Annotated in this window: 23 protein-coding genes and 1 pseudogene; 12 read left to right on the top strand and 12 right to left on the bottom strand. The window is 45.1% G+C overall.

Going from position 1 to position 17,350, the window contains the following annotated elements; genetic code table 11:
* Positions 1-208 precede the first annotated feature (208 nt).
* The 4 genes from crtA to QUB20_RS13050 all read left to right on the top strand — a co-directional run bounded on the left by crtA (position 209) and on the right by QUB20_RS13050 (position 4,152).
* Entirely contained in the window at positions 209-1,060 is an 852-nt protein-coding gene (crtA, locus tag QUB20_RS13065; protein WP_333236747.1) for a cyanoexosortase A, read from the top strand.
* Entirely contained in the window at positions 1,060-1,728 is a 669-nt protein-coding gene (locus QUB20_RS13060; protein ID WP_333058145.1) for a cyanoexosortase A system-associated protein, read from the top strand. The genes crtA and QUB20_RS13060 overlap by 1 nt, the downstream gene beginning before the upstream one ends.
* A gap of 178 nt (positions 1,729-1,906) precedes the next feature.
* Positions 1,907-2,584 carry an HpsJ-like protein, cyanoexosortase A-associated gene (gene hpsJ-A, locus QUB20_RS13055; RefSeq protein ID WP_333291398.1) on the top strand — a complete coding sequence of 226 codons (678 nt, stop codon included), beginning with the start codon at positions 1,907-1,909 and terminating at the stop codon, positions 2,582-2,584.
* 395 nt (positions 2,585-2,979) lie between these two features.
* Positions 2,980-4,152, top strand: a complete 1,173-nt coding sequence (locus QUB20_RS13050; RefSeq protein ID WP_333246610.1) for a transposase — start codon at positions 2,980-2,982, stop codon at positions 4,150-4,152.
* Between the two features lie 182 nt (positions 4,153-4,334).
* Here the strand turns inward: QUB20_RS13050 and QUB20_RS13045 are convergent, their stop codons facing one another.
* Complete coding sequence (locus QUB20_RS13045) at positions 4,335-4,976, bottom strand: cofactor assembly of complex C subunit B (protein ID WP_333246608.1); 642 nt, start codon at positions 4,974-4,976, stop codon at positions 4,335-4,337.
* Positions 4,977-5,073: 97 nt separating this feature from the next.
* Positions 5,074-5,805, bottom strand: coding sequence for a response regulator transcription factor RpaB (rpaB, locus tag QUB20_RS13040; RefSeq protein ID WP_071587789.1), 732 nt, complete (start codon positions 5,803-5,805; stop codon positions 5,074-5,076).
* 164 nt (positions 5,806-5,969) lie between these two features.
* Here rpaB and radA point away from each other — a divergent pair, with 164 nt between their 5' ends.
* From radA to QUB20_RS13005, 8 genes and pseudogenes are all read left to right on the top strand, one after another.
* Positions 5,970-7,526: a DNA repair protein RadA gene (gene radA, locus QUB20_RS13035; RefSeq protein ID WP_333246606.1), complete on the top strand. Its 1,557-nt coding sequence runs from the start codon at positions 5,970-5,972 to the stop codon at positions 7,524-7,526.
* A gap of 45 nt (positions 7,527-7,571) precedes the next feature.
* Positions 7,572-7,802 carry a type II toxin-antitoxin system prevent-host-death family antitoxin gene (locus QUB20_RS13030; RefSeq protein WP_333246604.1) on the top strand — a complete coding sequence of 77 codons (231 nt, stop codon included), beginning with the start codon at positions 7,572-7,574 and terminating at the stop codon, positions 7,800-7,802.
* A 333-nt stretch (positions 7,803-8,135) separates the two neighbouring features.
* Positions 8,136-8,405: a DUF2283 domain-containing protein gene (locus QUB20_RS13025; protein ID WP_333246602.1), complete on the top strand. Its 270-nt coding sequence runs from the start codon at positions 8,136-8,138 to the stop codon at positions 8,403-8,405.
* A gap of 60 nt (positions 8,406-8,465) precedes the next feature.
* On the top strand, positions 8,466-8,747 hold the full coding sequence (locus QUB20_RS13020; RefSeq protein ID WP_333246600.1) for a WD40 domain-containing protein: 282 nt from the start codon (positions 8,466-8,468) through the stop codon (positions 8,745-8,747).
* A gap of 3 nt (positions 8,748-8,750) precedes the next feature.
* Positions 8,751-8,837 (top strand): annotated as a pseudogene (locus QUB20_RS28695) (hypothetical protein); the annotation flags it as partial.
* 69 nt (positions 8,838-8,906) lie between these two features.
* Positions 8,907-9,419 carry a hypothetical protein gene (locus tag QUB20_RS13015; protein WP_333246598.1) on the top strand — a complete coding sequence of 171 codons (513 nt, stop codon included), beginning with the start codon at positions 8,907-8,909 and terminating at the stop codon, positions 9,417-9,419.
* A gap of 46 nt (positions 9,420-9,465) precedes the next feature.
* On the top strand, positions 9,466-10,323 hold the full coding sequence (locus QUB20_RS13010) for a TIGR02587 family membrane protein (RefSeq protein ID WP_333246596.1): 858 nt from the start codon (positions 9,466-9,468) through the stop codon (positions 10,321-10,323).
* Positions 10,320-10,724 (top strand): TIGR02588 family protein, encoded by a 405-nt coding sequence (locus QUB20_RS13005; protein WP_333246594.1) that lies wholly within the window; start codon positions 10,320-10,322, stop codon positions 10,722-10,724. Before QUB20_RS13010 ends, QUB20_RS13005 begins: the two co-directional genes overlap by 4 nt.
* 140 nt (positions 10,725-10,864) lie before the next feature.
* Here QUB20_RS13005 and QUB20_RS13000 read toward each other — a convergent pair whose 3' ends face one another.
* From QUB20_RS13000 to QUB20_RS12955, 10 genes are all read right to left on the bottom strand, one after another.
* The gene (locus QUB20_RS13000) at positions 10,865-11,458 is read right to left on the bottom strand and encodes a CPBP family intramembrane glutamic endopeptidase (RefSeq protein WP_333246592.1); all 594 of its coding nucleotides are present in this window, start codon (positions 11,456-11,458) and stop codon (positions 10,865-10,867) included.
* A gap of 46 nt (positions 11,459-11,504) precedes the next feature.
* The gene (locus QUB20_RS12995; RefSeq protein ID WP_333246590.1) at positions 11,505-12,728 is read right to left on the bottom strand and encodes a DUF3326 domain-containing protein; all 1,224 of its coding nucleotides are present in this window, start codon (positions 12,726-12,728) and stop codon (positions 11,505-11,507) included.
* Positions 12,725-12,916: a hypothetical protein gene (locus tag QUB20_RS12990; RefSeq protein ID WP_015175652.1), complete on the bottom strand. Its 192-nt coding sequence runs from the start codon at positions 12,914-12,916 to the stop codon at positions 12,725-12,727. Before QUB20_RS12990 ends, QUB20_RS12995 begins: the two co-directional genes overlap by 4 nt.
* Before the next feature lie 57 nt (positions 12,917-12,973).
* Positions 12,974-13,291, bottom strand: coding sequence for a 2Fe-2S iron-sulfur cluster-binding protein (locus QUB20_RS12985; RefSeq protein WP_333054544.1), 318 nt, complete (start codon positions 13,289-13,291; stop codon positions 12,974-12,976).
* 244 nt (positions 13,292-13,535) lie between these two features.
* The gene (locus QUB20_RS12980) at positions 13,536-14,081 is read right to left on the bottom strand and encodes a Uma2 family endonuclease (RefSeq protein ID WP_333246588.1); all 546 of its coding nucleotides are present in this window, start codon (positions 14,079-14,081) and stop codon (positions 13,536-13,538) included.
* Positions 14,082-14,118: 37 nt separating this feature from the next.
* Positions 14,119-14,256, bottom strand: a complete 138-nt coding sequence (locus QUB20_RS12975; RefSeq protein ID WP_333291395.1) for a hypothetical protein — start codon at positions 14,254-14,256, stop codon at positions 14,119-14,121.
* Between the two features lie 95 nt (positions 14,257-14,351).
* Complete coding sequence (locus tag QUB20_RS12970) at positions 14,352-15,533, bottom strand: GTPase (protein ID WP_333246586.1); 1,182 nt, start codon at positions 15,531-15,533, stop codon at positions 14,352-14,354.
* Positions 15,534-15,728: 195 nt separating this feature from the next.
* Positions 15,729-16,268: a Uma2 family endonuclease gene (locus tag QUB20_RS12965; RefSeq protein ID WP_333246633.1), complete on the bottom strand. Its 540-nt coding sequence runs from the start codon at positions 16,266-16,268 to the stop codon at positions 15,729-15,731.
* A 55-nt stretch (positions 16,269-16,323) separates the two neighbouring features.
* Positions 16,324-16,707, bottom strand: coding sequence for a hypothetical protein (locus tag QUB20_RS12960; RefSeq protein ID WP_333246583.1), 384 nt, complete (start codon positions 16,705-16,707; stop codon positions 16,324-16,326).
* 11 nt (positions 16,708-16,718) lie between these two features.
* The gene (locus QUB20_RS12955; protein ID WP_333246581.1) at positions 16,719-17,156 is read right to left on the bottom strand and encodes a CdiA C-terminal domain-containing protein; all 438 of its coding nucleotides are present in this window, start codon (positions 17,154-17,156) and stop codon (positions 16,719-16,721) included.
* Between the last annotated feature and the right edge of the window lie 194 nt (positions 17,157-17,350).

Below are 17,350 nucleotides of genomic sequence, written 5' to 3'. Positions count from 1 at the left end.
AAAAACCTGTTTTCTTTTGTCTTTGCTCCTAACTTCAGATTTAATTAGGTGAAGGTAGATATCACACATATTTGCTCTTGTCAATCTTTGTGAAGATTTAGTGAAAAATCATCCCAAACGCATAAATTTAAGTGTTTGTAGCTGATAATTTTAATAGAGTTACAAGCTTAAGCATTTTAGAAGCTTTTAGGAAAAACAAAAAGCAGCAATGACCGAAATAAACTCGCTCAAGCACATCCAAGAACCTAAATACTGGCTGTTAGGCATCGCCTCCGGTTTGATTGCCATACACCTAACTCTGACTTCCAGAACAAACGACACTGACCTGTTCGGTACAATGTTACTGTTTTGGGGAGTCGTAGCATTTCTAATTTGGGAAAGGCACGAGTCTTTAAATTTTGAAAGCGGAATTTTCGCCAGCTTTTTTGGGACAGCGTTAATTGCTTTAATATTGCTCAAAAGTTCGTCGATATCGGGATACGACTTTTTTATCCGAGCAACGCCTTTTTTGTCTGGAATCAGTCTCGCCTTGCTGGCTTCCGGCACAAAAGGACTGAAACAATATTGGCAGGAACTTCTAATTCTTGCGTATACAGCTATTCCTCCCGGATTGATCGGAGTATTTGTTGATGTTCCAAAATTAACAGCTAAATTTTCAGCTTTCATCCTGCACTATGTAGGATTTGAAGTAGTGCGGAAAGGGGTTTTTCTAATCCTAGAAAAGGGAAGCGTGGAAGTGAATCACGGCTGTTCCGGGGTGAATGCGATGCTACAATTGTTAGGACTATCTCTGGTTTTCTTACTGATGTTTCCTACCACTACGGGTCAGAAAATGGTATTGCCATTCGTGGCAATAATTACTGCATTTGTAGTGAATGCCGCGCGAGTTGGTCTCCTGGCCGTGCTGGTATCGCTATCTCAACCCGAAGCATTTAAATACTGGCACGAAGGAAATGGTTCGGTAATATTTTCCATGATTGCTGTATTTATTTTCGGGTTATTCTGCTGGTTTGCAATTTTGAAAGACCAACCCCCAAATCAGGAAGGACAGAATTGCTAATGGCTATTACCTCTTGGAAACCACTTAGGCTTTCCCTGTTGGCTGTTACTTTGGGAGGGGTTTTGTTGGTTGCCGGAAAGTTGGTTTTCTATCCATCGGACGGCAAGAATGTGGCAACCCCGTTTGAGTTTCCCGAGTCGGTGCCTCTAGCCGATTGGAAACTAAACAAGAGCGCGCTTCTGGAAATCAAGGAAAATTCAGAATTCAAAGCTGCCAGGAAATATGAATATCAAAAAAATAGCATGGCTCTAGAAATAGAGATGCGCTATGCAGTAGACACCATTGGGGATGTGGAAGGTATGATGAGGGGACATACTGTTCTCAAGTCGTCTCCTGGTAAACTAGCATTGGCAAACACTCAAGGCGCGGGGTTTCACGGAATTTTGCAACAGCAAAATCGACTGTATTTGAGTTCGTGTATCAATCCTAATGGCAGTGCTACAGTAACTTCCCAACAGTTTAGATATAATCGAAATACTCGAGATTGGCAGCCAAACCGTATTCTGTTTTGGTTGTTGGGTAGGGGAAATATTCAAGACCGGCGCTGTTTGTGGACTCAGATGTCTGTGCCTTTGGATAAAACAAATCCAGAAGATGCCAAAAAAATTCTAGAGAATGCTTGGGTTTCTTGGTATGAGTGGTGGCAGCCGCGATTCCCCGAACCTTGACTCGATTCAGTCGATTTTAGCTTTTAGCTTTTAGCTTTTAGATTTAATCCACAGGTGAATCTGGAAGCTTGAACAAAAGTCTAAAATGTTTGACTATCCACGACTTTGGTCGGGGGCTTGTATCCGTTCTTGGGCGGCGTCAAGAGAGATTTTTCTTAACAACAACTCTGATTATTTTATGAATGACTTACAAGGCGAACAAGGTTTTTCTATCTACAGACTGCGTTGGATTGGCTACGGTCTATTAATTTTGTCTGTATTAGATACGATTGCAGTTCTTATACCAGCCAATTTTGGCAATCGCCTCTGGGAATTGCAAACGATTGGGGCTGTAGTGGAACGGGTGCCAGTTCCTTTACTGGCAATGGCGCTGATATTTTTTGGAGAAGGGTACGACCGCAGAGGTTTGGAAGACCTTTTTTTGAAGGTTTTGTCTTGGGTTTGTCTGCTGCTAGGTCTGGTTTTTCTGTTGATGCTACCTTTGGGAATTTTTGGCACTATCTACGTCAACAATCAAAACAACCAGCAAATTACTACTCAAGCAAACCAACAATTAGCTCAGTTGCAGCAGGTAGAAGAACGGCTGAATAAGGGTAGTCCTGAAGATTTAAGGAATTTGGCGGGGGAACTTACCCGTTTGGGGGTACAAGCGGATACACAAAACCCACAGCAATTGAAAGAGCAAATTCTTTCGAGAATTACTCCGGCTAAGGAACGGTTACAGACGCAAAGTGCTGCGGTTCAGCAAAGTCAGCGCGTGGGGTTATTTAAAAATGCTGTTAAGTGGCTGCTGGGCGCGCTGATTTCTAGTGTTTTGTTTTTTACGCTGTGGCGCGGTACTGACTGGGCTCGGTAGTAGTTTTGAGTTTTGAGTTGCGAGTTTTGAGCTAGTAAGGTGCGCCTAGCGCACCCGGAGAGACTTGTTGAGGACTAAGGTGCGCCCTGCCCTGTACATGCAGCCCGCGTCTTGGTGGTTAAAAAGACCCTCAAACCCTGGAAATTTCGTTGGGGGCAGCGCTCCCTCTTCTTCTTTTCAAAAGATATTATCGGTAATAAATCTTGTTTATTGCCGATAGCCAACACCGAGAATGAGGCAAATCGGTTGTTAGCGCAGCCCTCGAAGAGGAACGCACCTTGACCAAGAAACTGGGTACAAGCCTCGCCCTTTTAGGGCGACTTTAGTTAAAACTTGTGAATAAGCGTTCCGGCCTTTCTTCACGACTGTATAATCAGAGTAGGAGGATAGAGCAAGTGTTTAACTTAACCTACGAGTACAAATTAAGACCAACGCCAGCGCAAGCAGCCATTTTTGAAGATTGGCTGGAACAGTGTCGTCGCGTTTATAACTACGCGCTGGCAGAGCGCAAGCATTGGTTTCATTCTCGTAGTTGCCAGGTTAACGCTTGCTCTATCCGCTCTGAATTTATTATTGGGGCCGAAACAAAACGACCAACTTATGCTAGTCAGTGCAAGAACTTAACCGCAGCCAGGGCAAGTATATCGGCTTTGGGTGCCGTTGCCGTACACGTTTTGCAACAAACATTGAGACGGCTTGAAAAAGCGTTTGTCAGTATGTGGGAACAAAAGCACGGTTTTCCTCGCTTTAAAAAAGCGGGAACAATGCGGTCTTTTGTCTTCCCTCAATTGGGGGTTGATCCGGTTCAGAATGGAAAAGTAAAATTACCCAAGATTGGATTGGTTAAACTTCACCAATCGCGTCCTATTCCTGATGGGGCAACTATCAAACAAGCCAGAATCGTCAAGAGAGCCAGCGGTTGGTATGTAATGCTAACCCTACAATGGGACGTGTCAGTGCCGTCGGTTATGCCACACGGCGAGGGGATTGGGATTGATGTTGGCTTAACTAATTTCATAGCAACTTCTAACGGTCTTTTAGTCAAGCGCCAAAAGTTTTTTGTTGAGGCCGAACGCAAGCTTAAATTGCTGCAACAGCGCGTCAGTCGGAAAAAGTTAGGCTCAAATAATTGGAAAAAGGCTCAGAAGAAAGTTTCTCAACTGCACGAGGACATTGCAAACTGTCGCCAAGACTGGCACTGGAAATTGTCTCACCAACTCTGTAAAGATGTGGGGATGATATTTGTTGAGGACTTGAACCTAGTAGGATTGTCTAGAGCAATACTAGGTAAACATTGCTTAGAGGCAAGCTGGGGTCAGTTCTTCACAATATTAGAGCAAACCTGTTTTAAGCATGGCGTGTACTTCCAGAAAGTAAGCGCTCATAAAACAAGTCAGATTTGTCCTAGTTGTGGTGTAGAAACGGGCAAAAAAGAATTGTCAGAGCGCACCCACACCTGCTCAAGTTGTAACTACACAACTGATAGGGATATTGCAGCAGCTCAAGTAGTTCTTATTAGAGGACTTGCAGCCGTAGGGCATACGGTCAAGATGCTTTCTTGCAAGTAAATTCGTCGGAATCCCGGTGAAGGAAGAATCCTCGTACCTGATAGTCGAGGAGTGTCAAAGTGCTGGCATTGTGCAATCCACAATCTAAAATCTAAAATCTAAAATCTCAAATCCACAATCTCAAGTCTAAAATCCACAATCTAAAATCTAAAATCCACAATCTAAAATCTAAAATCTAAAATCTAAAATCGATTGATGGTATTTTCTAGTTTGTCGGCAATGCCTTCTACCCAGTTTTCATCTTGTTTTGTATAGCTGCGGGGCGCGTTAGCGCCTAAGATTAAAACGCCTTGGGTGCCGATAGGTTGACAGATGACTCCTTGGGTATTTTCTGGCAAATAGTCAAATTCAATTTTGCCGGGATAAATATTGAGATTTACTAAATAAATTGGTTTGTTTTTGTCGAGCACTCGCTGCAAAATCGGCCCCGGTTTGACTTCGGGATTGATGCCTAAAATACCGCGCCGCAATAGGACTTTTCCCTGATACACAATTACGATCGACCTTGTGGCGGTATTTGTCAACAGCAAACGCGACGCCCAGGCTAATTCTATTTTCACAGCCTCCGGCAAATCCGGCGCAAATTCAAAACCTTCTTCGCCGATAAGTTTTACGGAATCGGGCGATCGCGCTTGCACCTGCTGCCACAGCAAACCTGTTAAAATCAGCAAAGCGCTGATAATTACTCCCAAAGCGTCCGATCGAGCTTGAGAATCTGTAATTTGCTCTGTCAGCAACCGGTTTACCATTAGCAGCGTACCTGCTAACCCTCCTGCAACTAAGGGCAATTGCCGCAAAACTTTATTGGGATCAGATTTAGTCATTAGTCATTAGTCATTAGTCATTAGTCATTAGTCATTAGTCATTGGTAATTGGTAGTTGGTAATTTAAGTAATGCCAACTGCCAACTGCCAACTGACTTTATCCTACTTCCCCAATTTCGACAATTCGCTGGAAGAGATAGCCGGTGCCGCGGGCGGTGAGAATTAATTCGGGATTGCTGGGGTCGTCTTCCAACTTTGCCCTCAGCCGCGAGATGTGAACGTCCACTACGCGGGTGTCTACGTGGCGTTCTGGCGTGTATCCCCAGACTTCCTGCAAAATTTCCGATCGCGAAAAAGGCTCTCCAGAACGGCTGACAAGCAGTTCTAACAGGCTGAATTCCATGCCCGTGAGGCGAATTCGCTCGTCGCCTTTGTAAACTTGGCGCTTGTTGGTGTCAATCCTAATGTTGGTGACGTGGATGACTCCAGAACTGGGAATTCCCGATGCGCCGTTTTTGTCTACCCGGCGCAATACCGAACGGATACGGGCTTCTAGTTCTTTGGGAGAGAAGGGTTTGACGACGTAATCGTCGGCGCCCAATTCTAAACCGGTGATGCGATCGGCTACGTCTCCCAAAGCAGTTAGCATGATGATAGGCACGTCTGACTCTTTACGCAACTCCTGACAGACGCCGTAACCGTCTAGCTTCGGCATCATCACGTCCAAAACCACTAAGTCGGGTTCGGTGTTGCGAAATGTTTCAAGAGCTTCTTCGCCGTCAGCAGCGGTGACGACATCGTAGCCAATCATGGAAAGGCGAGTCTCCAGAATGCGGCGGATACTGGCTTCGTCATCGACTACCAGAATTTTTTCTTTATGGTTTTCCAAGTTACCGAGCACTCCTTAAGTTACATTTCAGATAATGTTATTTTTTTGTACCCTATCATAGAAGACACAAATTGAATCATGGGCGGCGATCGGTCTGAAAGCTTGATAATTGCTTTAACTCAGACTTTTCTAAATGTTAGGGTGACTATTTATCATAGTAAACAATGCCTAAGCCTCGAATACAATATATTTGTCGGGAATGCGGGTATGATTCACCACAATATTTTGGCAGGTGTCCTAGCTGTCAGAAGTGGGATTCTTTTGACGAGCAGTTAGAACAACCTACTGTTGGTGTGTCGCGGGCTGGTTTAACAGGGGTGACAACTAAGACAGTGGGCGGTTCGCCCCCTGATAAGTCGAAGGGTCAACCCAGGGTATCTTTCAGATTATCGCAGATTTCCGACCAAACTCAGTCTCGCTGGCCTTCTGGTTACGGGGAGCTCGATCGAGTTTTGGGAGGCGGGATTGTTCCGGGCTCGCTGGTGTTGATTGGGGGGGAACCGGGAATCGGGAAATCGACGCTGCTGTTGCAGGTGGCGAATATGTTGGCCCGCAAGGATCGGATACTGTATGTCAGTGCGGAGGAGTCCGGCCAGCAGGTGAAGTTGCGATCGCAGCGTTTGGGGGTGGCTAATCCGGTTGAATTGTCAAGCAACGGCGGGCATAAATCTGGCAGTAACGGGGAAGCTAAAAAGGATTCGGAGGACAATTCAGCGGAGAATTTCTACTTGCTTCCAGAGACGGATTTAGAAGTTGTTTTGCGGGAGTTGGAAGCGCTGAAACCGAATGTGGCGGTGATTGACAGCATCCAAACTATTTATTTTGCTAGTTTAACATCGGCTCCGGGTTCGGTGGCTCAGGTGCGGGAATGTACGTCTGCTTTGATGCAGGTGGCGAAAAGGGAAAATATTACTTTATTTATTGTCGGTCACGTTACGAAAGATGGAGCTTTGGCCGGGCCGAGGGTTTTGGAACATTTGGTAGATACTGTACTGTATTTTGAGGGCGATCGCTTTGCTTCTCATCGACTTTTGCGATCGATGAAAAACCGTTTTGGCGCGACTCACGAAATCGGTGTTTTTGAAATGGTAGCCAACGGTTTGCGAGAAGTAGATAATCCGTCGGAGTTATTTTTAGGCAATAGAGATGAATTTTCTCCGGGTACTTCGACGACTGTTACTTGCGAAGGAACTCGACCGATTTTAGTGGAAATTCAAGCATTAGTCAGCCCTGCAAGTTTTGGTTCGCCGCGCCGTACTACTACTGGTGTGGATAATGCTAGATTGCAGCAAATTTTAGCTGTTTTGGAGAAAAGGGTGGGGATTCCTTTATCTAAATTAGATGTGATTTTGGCGACGGTGGGCGGTTTGAAGGTGGATGAACCGGCGGCGGATTTGGCAGTTGCGATCGCCGTTGTGGCCAGTTTTCGCGATCGGGTGGTTGATGCACGCACAGTTTTGCTTGGGGAAGTGGGTTTGGGGGGACAGGTGCGGCCGGTTTCCCAATTAGAATTGCGGCTGAGGGAAGCAGCGAAATTGGGTTTCAAAAGGGCGATTATTCCTAAGAATCAACCGGTGCCAGAGTTGGGGATGGAGATTATTCCGGTGGCGAAGGTAATTGATGCAATAATTGCGGCGATTCCGGCTACTCCCGCTCAGTTGCAGTCTGGTGATATGGAATTACAGTCTGTTGATTTGGAGGAAGAGGATTTGTTTAATTGAGTTAGAATTGTGATGTTATAAATTGATAGTAAGGAGGCACGAATTATGTATCAAGTAGACATTATTGAAGCAAAAGAAAAGCTTCTGGAATTAATCGCAGCGGCGATGAGAGGGGAAGAAGTGGCGATTACTCAAGATAACCAGCCTGTTGTAAAATTGGTAGTAATTCCCAAACAAGCTAAACCCAATCGACAAGCAGGAACTGCTAAAGGAATGGTTTGGATGTCCGATGATTTTGACGAACCGCTAGAAGAGTTTAAGGAGTACATGGAATAAGGCTGTTGTTGGACACTCATGCCTTTATTTTGATGCTTATGTGCGGCTGTGGTGAATTAAGTTAGTGCAAAAAGAAAGAGGCAAAAAGGAGGTAATAGCAACGTGAGCGTTAGATTACATCCCCATGCTCAAGCACGATTGAGCGAGGTGCAACTGAGGCAGAAGTAATTGCTACTGTTGAAAGTGGCACAACTTTTCCGGCTCAATTTGGCCGAACCGGATTTAGGCGCAACTTTTCCTTCAATGCTGAGTGGCAGGGAAAAGTTTATGCTATGAAGAAAGTGGAGGCGATCGCAGCCCCAGAAGGCGAAGACTGGATAATTATCACTGTAATTGTCAAATTCTTTTGAGCAGGAGGTTCCCGTGAAACTGACTTACGATCCAAGATACAACGTAGCTTATATATACCTGAAAGAAAAAACCGCACAGGTAAACACTATCCAGGTTAGCGATCAAATGAATGTGGACATTGCCCCCGACGGTACTATTTATGGAATTGAATTACTCAATGCCAATCAACAATTAGGGGCAGATAGTCAAGGAAAACTGATTGTTGTCAACGAAGCTTTAGGAGAATATTCCGAAATTCAGCTTGCACTTTAATGGCATTGAAAACAATCAGTAAAAATGTGGTTGCTGGATGAATGCTAGGAGTAATATCAAATGATTCAAACTAACTGGCAATGCGTACACACCCTTCACGGACATTCATGTTCGGTAACTTCTGTTGTCATCACTCCAGACGGACAGACTGTAGTTAGCGGAAGTTCTGATAGCACAATTAAGCTGTGGAACCTCAACACAGGGCAAGAACTTCACACTTTATCAGGACATTCACAAGGGGTTACATCCATTGCTCTCGCCCCTGATGGACAAACTCTTGCTAGTGGCAGTAAGGACAAAACTATCAAGCTTTGGAATCTCAGCACTAAAGAGGAAATTTAGACCATCACCGGACATTCAGACATAATTACTTCTGTAGTTATCAGCCCCGACGGGAAGAGTCTGGCAAGTGCCAGTGAAGACACAACTATCAAACTTTGGAACCTTAGAAATGGAGAAGAAATTCGGACTTTAAAGTGGCCAGTAGAAGTATTTTATAGTTTGGCTATTTTATTCAGCCCTGACGGAAAGATTCTACTTAGTAGCAGTGCAGATGATTATGTTTCTCTAAGTGCAGTAGCTTTTAATTTAACCACTGGAGATGAAATCTGGACAAAGCATTGGCAGGAGGGTATGGACTCTGTTTATGCGATCGCTGTTAGCCCCGATGGAGAAACTTTTGCGACTTTGCACTGTGTGGGAACTATTAAGCTGTGGAATCTCTACACGGGAATAGAAATCTATACTCTTGCGGAAAATTCAATGGGGGACTTCTGCTTAGCTTTTAGCCCTGATGGGAAAATTTTAGCAAGTGGCGGGTGGGATTCTGGCAGCGAAGAGGATAGTACGGAACCTGGTATTATCGAACTTTGGAATCTCGATACCAGAGATAAAATTTGCAGTCTCTTGGGGCATTCATGGGGAGTTTACTCTGTGGCTTTTAGCCCGGATGGGCAGACTCTGGTTAGTGGAAGTGATAACAAAACTATCAAGATTTGGCAACGGGATTTATAAGCACGGGAAATTTTGTATAATTTTTAATGGACCTTTTAACTGAAAAATGAACCAGAGAAAAAAACAGCGCAAAAATCCGTGGAAAAATGAACTAAACGACATCATCCGAGGTGCATCGGGTGGCTTTTTGTTCGGGATTCCCCTGCTTTATACGATGGAGGTTTGGTGGATCGGTTCCCATACTAAACCAGCGGAAATGTCGATCGCGATCGCAACTACCTTTATCGTCGTTTTCTTGTTGACTCGCACGGAAGGTTTTCGCCAAACTCAAGATATCCGCTGGCTAGATGCTGCAATCGATACCGTAGAATCGATCGCCCTTGGCATTGTCTGCGCGGCTTTTATCCTGTTTTTGCTCAGGGAAATTACTCCGGAGACTCCGCTGCAAGAAACTTTGGGGAAAATCATCTTTGAAGGCCTGCCGTTTGCGTTAGGAGTAGCCCTGGCCAACGGTTTCTTGAGTGGCGATCGCTATCAAAGTTCCGACAGCGACAGCGAACCTAATATTAACCCAACTTTAGCAGATATCGGCGCTACTTTAATCGGCGCGATGATCATTGCTTTCAACATCGCCCCAACAGACGAAATTCCCATGCTAGCGGCAGGTATTTCGCCGCCTTGGCAATTAGCAATTATCGCCGCCTCGCTGCTAATTTCCTACGGTATTGTATTTGTAGCCGGCTTTACTTATCAAGCAAAACGGCAGCAGCAGCAAGGGGTTTTTCAGCGTCCCCTCAGCGAAACTGTCATGGCCTATTTAGTGTCGCTGGCGGCTTCTGCATTTATGATGTTTTTCTTCCACAAACTCAGTTTTGACGATCCGTGGTCGATTTGGTTGAACTATACGTTAGTATTGGGATTGCCGGCGACTATTGGGGGCGCGGCGGGGAGGTTGGCGGTATGAGTCAAAGTAATAACGAACAACAACAAAAAAGAAGTCCTGCTGAATGGGTGACATTTGCGATCGCCTGCTCGATCCTCTTTTCCCTCACCGGACTGGTAATCTACAACTGGGTGACTAAAAAAGAGGAACCTCCGATTATTTCTGTCACTCGGAACACGCCTATTCGCGAAACTCAAGGGCAATTTTACGTGCCGTTTACAGTGACAAACACGGGCGGTGAAACAGCCGAATCAGTGCAAATTATTGCCGAATTGCGCGTCAACGGCGAAGTCTTGGAATCCGGCGATCAACAAATTGATTTTTTGTCAAGCGGCGAAACTCAAGAAGGAGCTTTTATTTTCAGTCGTAACCCCAGTCAAGGTCAATTGATTGTGCGTTCGAGCAGCTACAAACTGCCTTAACAAAGTTTTCAACTCTCGTTTCCGGTAAGTGTGACCCTCATAAAATCGTGTCGCTGGGTGGGGGCGGGTTCACCCATCTCTCCAATCCAGTGAGAGATTCATTAAACCCGCCCCAACCTCGATATTGTAGTGCGATCGAGCTAACGCTTCACCAGATTGTGTTCCCACTTCCAAACACAGCTCGAAATCAAATTTGTGCAGATATGAGCCGTAATTGGCACTAACAAATTCCCAGTAGCTAAAACACTGTAACCCAACAGCAATCCGACAGCCGTTGCCCAAACAGCATAAGGCCACTGATCCAGGGCTCCCAAGTGCAGAATGCCGAAACAAAAACTCGATAAAACTAAACTGGTAACATTCAATCCCAAAGCAGACAGCATCACGCCTCGAAATAGCAATTCTTCGCTAAGTCCCGGCAGGAGTCCCAGCCAAATTAAATCAGGCCAAAACAAAGGTTTGAGCACTACTTCCAAGTAAACATCCGCACTCCGGCGATAACCGGGCCAGAGGTGATAAACGATCGCACTACCGCCTGTAATTGCCAATCCGATCGCACATCCGTTGAGCAAGTCGATTCCTATCAATTTGACTGGCAAAAGCGATACCGAGCCAAATAGCAACCACAATTTAGCTACCGCCAGCAACATAATTGCTGTCACGCCCATTGCTACTAAAACTTGGGTGCGCGTCAAGGGTTCAATTTCAGGATTTCCGGGAAGTTTTTCTGCCACTTAATCACTTTTAGATTTGAGGTTTGAGATTTGAGATTTGTTGGGTTTAGTCAGATAAACAACGCAGGGAGGAGATGTCTGCACCCAAGGAAGCTGGACTGATGCCGGCTCGCAAAGCGACCAAAACTCCGATCGCCTCTAAATATGAGTTTACCTGCAAAGCTTTGATTCCGAGTTTTTCTGGAGTCGCCTGCATCTGGGTTTTGTTGTCCCCGACAGCGATGATTTGCACGGACGATCGCCCGCTCAAACTCAGAATAGCACTGCCACCGCAGGCTGTGGCGGGTATCACCACCGCATCGACTCGATCTGCCCACAAACCCTGGGACTCGAAATCTCGCCTGTTTGCGAAGTTCTCTCTTGTGGGGAGTAGGGGTTGGGCATCTTGCCCGCCCAATAGCTGCCTGCGGGCATCTTGCCCGCCCAATACCTGTGACAGGCAAGATGCCTGTCCCACAGTAGGAGTGACAAACTGTGACAGGCAAGATGCCTGTCCCACAGTAGGAGTGACAAATTGGGGAGCTTTGCTGAGGCCGGCAAGGACGCAAGGTAGGAAAGTATAGCCGATTTCTTCAGCAGCCGATCGCGGGGACAGGTGCGGATCGAGGGGAAGTGGGGAAAGCGCGGGGGCGTGGGCGCAGGGGATTTTAAACGTCCTGACGACGAGGTGGCTGATGACAGCTTCCGCGCCGGCGAGGGGGTCAACTCCTTTGCCGCGGCGGTAGTTTTCGAGGGCGAGGCTGCCTTCATCGTCGGGAAATCTGGCTACAACTGCGATCGCCTCTACTCTTGCTTGTTTGATCAATTTTTCTGCGGCGCGCAATAAACTGTCGGGATTGCCGATCGTCCCCCAGGATGCCCCTGATTCAGAAATACGCAATTCTACTTGCAGAGGGCGATCGGTTAAAACCCAATCAGTTATATTCAAACCCAATGTAGCTCTCGCTGCATCAGCCGCTTGCAAGTGGCGCAACTGCAAGTCTGGTTCAATGCCGGCATCGAGGATTAAGCCGATGCGATTTTGATGTACTGGTTGCAGTCCCCAGCATCCGGCAGCAAATTTGTCAAGGGCGTAACCTTCAACGTAGAGAGCGTTAGGTATCGGCCAATAAAGTTGAGCGCCGTTGAGGACGTTGGGGTGAGTGATCAGGGTATCAGAAATTTGGGCGATCGCCCTAGCCACGGGCAGCGCATCTCCTGCAAACCCCCCGATCGAGGCTCCAACGCCTGTGGGGACTATCAAAACCACTGTCAAAGGGCGGGGGTTCACGGTGTTGCGGGGGATGCTTCCACGAGCACGTAGCCTTCTACCACAGCCTTTTGCCGATCGACATCCACATCTGTGACTGCCCACCGCAGCGGTTCGCCGTACTTTTGCAGTTCAATTTCAATAGCCGAGTGCAGTTGTTCGGCGGTCTCGTGGAGGTCAACTTCTGCGGAAATGAAATGGGTGGTCATAGGGCGATCCATAGTGGTTTTACCGCTAACGGTACTTAGGTCAATTTTAGCTTAGTGCTAGGATTTACCGAATTGGCGATCGTACACAATGTCTTCTTTTTCTGTTTCTATCTTCAAGTTCGATCGGGGATAAGCAACACACAGCAACACATAACCTTCTGCCTGAAGTTCGGGACTAACGCCCATGCCATCAACTTGATCGACTTGACCCTCAATAATTTTAGCAGCGCAAGTAGTACAAACCCCCGCATTGCATGAACTCGGCAACTCAATGCCGGCGGCGTTGGCGGCGCGAAGAATTTGTTTATCTTCGGGTACTTCTACGGTATAGGTAGAGCCTTGGTGGATCAATTCAACAGTGTAAGTCTTAGACATATTTCAATTATTGGTTTTAATTCCCCAATTGGAATTTACGCTAGATTTGGAAACAAAGCAATCAGTATTTTACCGCTGTTTGTGCTTTTGTGCAATTTTACAACTCCATTTTTTATTGATAATTTTTTTTATTAATTGGCTGGGCGAGCGAGTGGCATTTTGTCAATCACTATTTCACAAATTATTACAAACCTCACGGCGGAACTGTGCCACAAAGCACTTATACCTAATTAATTTTTTGCCTTCAAGCCAACAACTCATCAACCGCAAGACTAAAACCCGGCAGCACTAGCTGAGTGCTGACTGTAGAACCCAAGTTAAAAGTTAACTTTTGAGTTTGAGTCATTATCAATATCCAGCGACTTTCTGGAAAAACAATCCAAGCTTCCAGACAACCCGAATCTAAATATTCTTGTGCTTTCAGAAATATTTCTTCCGCAATATCAGTAGGAGAAACTATTTCTGCAATTAACGGCGGACTTTGAGGCAAAGTAGGAACATCGCCATATTGAGCAACAAGTTCAGGAGTCAGATAAGCTACATCAGGACGGCGCACTCGCCTGTCTGTACGACAAGGAACTTCTGTATAAACTTCGCCGCCTTGTCCGCTAGATATCTTGTAACTTCTCCAAGAATAATCTAGTTTGGATTGAATTAGACTGTGTTTTGCTGTCATGCCATTTTTCTCCACAATTTGCCCGTCCACCCATTCCATATCGTCCGGGGGATTAGCCATGAAGTCTTCTAGAGAAACATTTTCTGATAAAACGGCTGCCATTACCATAGCCATTTACTCCCTTTTGCAGAATTCACTCATATTGTAGCAATCAATTGGTAATGGGTAATTGGGAATTAGGAATTGGGAATTGGAAATGAGTTGATTGGAACTGAAATATTGCACCATTTTCAGCAACAGGCAAGATGCCTGTGAAGCGAGAAAATCCATATCTTTGTGGAACAGGCATCTTGCCTGTTCATAAAAGGCTTATTGAGAATGGTGCAATATCTCAGTTGGAGTAAAAAAATAACCCATACCCAATGCCCTATGCCCATGCCCAATTTACTCAATATTAATTTGATTCGGCGGCTTAGGTTGATTCTGTTTGTCATCCTTCAAAGTTTTGCGCCCCGAACTCGCATAATCCTTATAAAAATCCACAAACATTTTGGTTAACTGCTGCAAAGAAAGTTGTTCCCCATTAATTTGAGATTTCATATAAGCTTTAAGCACTTCAATGTAAGCCAAACCGAGGGCAAGCGTGAGAGTTGCTGCCGTTGCACCGGAGATAGCACCGCCCACAACCGTACCAGCACCAGGAATCATTTTAATCAAATTAGTCACAATACTTCTACCGACAGCAGTCACCCCGCCAGCGCCGCTAATAGCAGACAGCATCGCCGAAATAAACCCCTTATCAAAGGGCATTCCAAAAATCACAGTAATATTAGCAATCATTGCCGTTTGCATCGTCATCAAAATCGGCGCATCAGCAAACGGTACAGGAGTCGCACCGACAATTGCAGAACCTGCAACATAAGCACTTAGATACTTAAATGCCATATCTGATTTGAGCGCAATATTTGCAATTTGTTCTTTAACAAAAGCTTTTTTAGCTACTTCCGGCAGCAGTTGAAAAGTTGCATCTACCAACTTGTCTAAACCGTGAGATTTTACTGTATAATCCTCATCTATTTCTTCCGGCTCAGCCATGACGGGGATGATTTGACTGACTGGTAAATTCATGTGTTCCAGTTGCTTGAAAAACTCGCTGGGCTTTTTAGATGTCGTCTGAGTCAGCACTAAAAGAACTGGTACATCTTTGACTTCCATTTCTTTTAGCCAGTTGTCCTCCACGGATTCTATTCGATTTGCACCGTGATTGATGCAGTACCAGATGACGTGAATGTGTTCTTTGGGGTGCAGAAGTCTTTGGTCTTCAATTAGTTTAGCAACGTTTAATTGAATAATTTTAATTTGTTCGGCATTGAGTTCGAGTCCGGGAGTGTCGTAGACTGTAATTGGGCAATTCGGTTTTGTATATTGGCGAATGCCTTGAGTTATGGGGCGGCCGACTCCGGTTTCTGCTAAGCGTTGGCGAAAAACGGAATTTATCAGGGTACTTTTGCCGACACCAGTTTTGCCGATGACTAAAACATTGCACTGTCCCACTTGGTCTTCTGCGTCTTTGAAGGCGTAATAACTTCTATTTAAAAGCTCGTCTAAGGAAAAGTCGTCTGACATGGCGGTTTGCTCCGATAATGGTGGGATATTAATTCAATACCACCGAATAGAATTCCGATGCTCTACAAACGAAGTCCGCGAAGGCGGACTGAGGATTATTCAACATATTGTAGCAATTTGATTTCAGAACTGGTGCAACGGGTAGAGGAGAGTTTTGTGTGGCGTGCTGCTACATGAAAGGTTGTATAATTTAGTTTAAGCTAGCAATCGATCGACTTCGATGCTAAAACCGATCAGGATTTGTTGGGTGCTGGCGGTATCCCCGGATCTAAATGTCAATATTTGATTTTGAGTCATCACGAATATTAAACGACTTTCGGGAAAAACTAACCAGACTTCCTGACAGCTAGATTCTAAATATTCCTGTGCTTTGAGAAAGACATCTTCAGCGATATCGGTGGGTGAAACTATTTGGGCAACTAAAGGAAAACTTTGGGGTAAAGTGGCAAGATTGCCAAACTGTGCAACGAATTCGGGTGTGAGATAAGCGACATCAGGGCGGCGAATTTGTCGGTTAGTGCGACAAGGAACCTCGACATAAGCCTCTCCACCTTGTCCGCTAGAATCTTTGTAATTTTTCCAAGCATCCCCCAGGCTTAACTGAATTTTACCCGTCTTTAGTGTCATGCCATTTTTCTCCACAAGTTGGCCGTCTACCAATTCCATGTTATCGGGCGGCTCGGTGATGAACTCTTCTAAAGTAAAATTATCTTGTACAGCAGTAGCAGTGACCATAGTCATTTCCTCGTTTTTACAAATCGGTTTCAGAACTTGCCTGTATGATGTTCGATCAAACCTTCACCAATGGCGCAAACTCCTCTAACTTCACTTGTAAGTCATCCACCAGCATTAAACGATACCTTTCGGTAGTTTTCAACTTGTGGAGAACATAACTAGCAAACTCCTCTCGCCACTTTTTTCTATCAAGTTCATTCGAGATGTTCAGCGCTCTGATTGATAGGTTGTAAGGGTATTCTTCAAAGTTGAGCTCTTTATCATTTTCAAAATCATGCTTTCCTACTGTAAGAGTGATTGTTGAGTTACGAAACTCATACCAGTGGTCAATGCCATCAGAAACCAGCTCTAATTTAAGAGCCAATATAAACTCTAATTCTTTGATTAAATGTTCGATGTCCTGTGGAAAGTCTACAAAAATATCTAGTGTGCGAGACATAAAAATCTCCTTTATTGAAACTCAGTAAAAGTGATGTCATAGATATCGCCAATAATTCGGACGCTATCAATTTTTCCGCGTGTAATATTTTTCGCCCTCTGCAAACCTCGTTCAGCCTCAGCCTCTATCAACCCAGACACCCTAGCATCTATAATTATATCCCTAGCCTGTCCGCCTCGTCTAATCGAGTTGTTGATCTGATTTTTTACTGTCGCGCTTGTAGCACCGGCATCTAGACTTTTGAATTCAGTGAATTTTCCATCTACCTCAGCATCGGGATTTCTACCTCCATCGGTTTTTTCTACCAAGGCTTTAACATTCTTTCCCTCTCTTTCCAGAAATTCAGCAATCGCTCTTTCGGTTTCACCAAAAGCTCTTTCTGATTCATCAATACTGCCACAATTAAGCGAATTTTGCTCAGGGGTTTGTTTAGTCCCGTTATTCACCATTTTTGGTTATTTAAAATTTTGGTGAATTATCGCACATTATGAGCCAAGTCACTTGAGAAAAAGAACCGGGTTTCTCACTTAGTCAATACAATGATTCCTCTCCCATCAGGTTCTACTATTACCCTAATACTAACACTATCTCTAGTTCCTTCTATATCCCATATTACAGGCTTACCAGCAAAGAAGTTACTTAA

The organism is Microcoleus sp. B4-C2 (genome assembly GCF_036705265.1).
Taxonomy (GTDB): Bacteria; Cyanobacteriota; Cyanobacteriia; order Cyanobacteriales; family Microcoleaceae; genus Microcoleus.
Note: the sequence above shows the minus strand (reverse complement) of the source record. Positions and strands in the feature narration are given on the sequence as shown.

Bases quoted from the DNA above. Each gene is read 5' to 3' on its own strand.
- crtA (WP_333236747.1), top strand. From the start codon at position 209: ATGACCGAAATAAACTCGCTCAAGCACATCCAAGAACCTAAATACTGG.
- QUB20_RS13060 (WP_333058145.1), top strand. From the start codon at position 1,060: ATGGCTATTACCTCTTGGAAACCACTTAGGCTTTCCCTGTTGGCTGTT.
- hpsJ-A (WP_333291398.1), top strand. From the start codon at position 1,907: ATGAATGACTTACAAGGCGAACAAGGTTTTTCTATCTACAGACTGCGT.
- QUB20_RS13045 (WP_333246608.1), bottom strand. From the start codon at position 4,976: ATGACTAAATCTGATCCCAATAAAGTTTTGCGGCAATTGCCCTTAGTT.
- radA (WP_333246606.1), top strand. From the start codon at position 5,970: ATGCCTAAGCCTCGAATACAATATATTTGTCGGGAATGCGGGTATGAT.
- QUB20_RS13030 (WP_333246604.1), top strand. From the start codon at position 7,572: ATGTATCAAGTAGACATTATTGAAGCAAAAGAAAAGCTTCTGGAATTA.
- QUB20_RS13020 (WP_333246600.1), top strand. From the start codon at position 8,466: ATGATTCAAACTAACTGGCAATGCGTACACACCCTTCACGGACATTCA.
- QUB20_RS13010 (WP_333246596.1), top strand. From the start codon at position 9,466: ATGAACCAGAGAAAAAAACAGCGCAAAAATCCGTGGAAAAATGAACTA.
- QUB20_RS13005 (WP_333246594.1), top strand. From the start codon at position 10,320: ATGAGTCAAAGTAATAACGAACAACAACAAAAAAGAAGTCCTGCTGAA.
- QUB20_RS12990 (WP_015175652.1), bottom strand. From the start codon at position 12,916: ATGACCACCCATTTCATTTCCGCAGAAGTTGACCTCCACGAGACCGCC.
- QUB20_RS12985 (WP_333054544.1), bottom strand. From the start codon at position 13,291: ATGTCTAAGACTTACACTGTTGAATTGATCCACCAAGGCTCTACCTAT.
- QUB20_RS12980 (WP_333246588.1), bottom strand. From the start codon at position 14,081: ATGGCTATGGTAATGGCAGCCGTTTTATCAGAAAATGTTTCTCTAGAA.
- QUB20_RS12975 (WP_333291395.1), bottom strand. From the start codon at position 14,256: ATGCCTGTTCCACAAAGATATGGATTTTCTCGCTTCACAGGCATCTTG.
- QUB20_RS12970 (WP_333246586.1), bottom strand. From the start codon at position 15,533: ATGTCAGACGACTTTTCCTTAGACGAGCTTTTAAATAGAAGTTATTAC.
- QUB20_RS12965 (WP_333246633.1), bottom strand. From the start codon at position 16,268: ATGGTCACTGCTACTGCTGTACAAGATAATTTTACTTTAGAAGAGTTC.
- QUB20_RS12960 (WP_333246583.1), bottom strand. From the start codon at position 16,707: ATGTCTCGCACACTAGATATTTTTGTAGACTTTCCACAGGACATCGAA.
- QUB20_RS12955 (WP_333246581.1), bottom strand. From the start codon at position 17,156: ATGGTGAATAACGGGACTAAACAAACCCCTGAGCAAAATTCGCTTAAT.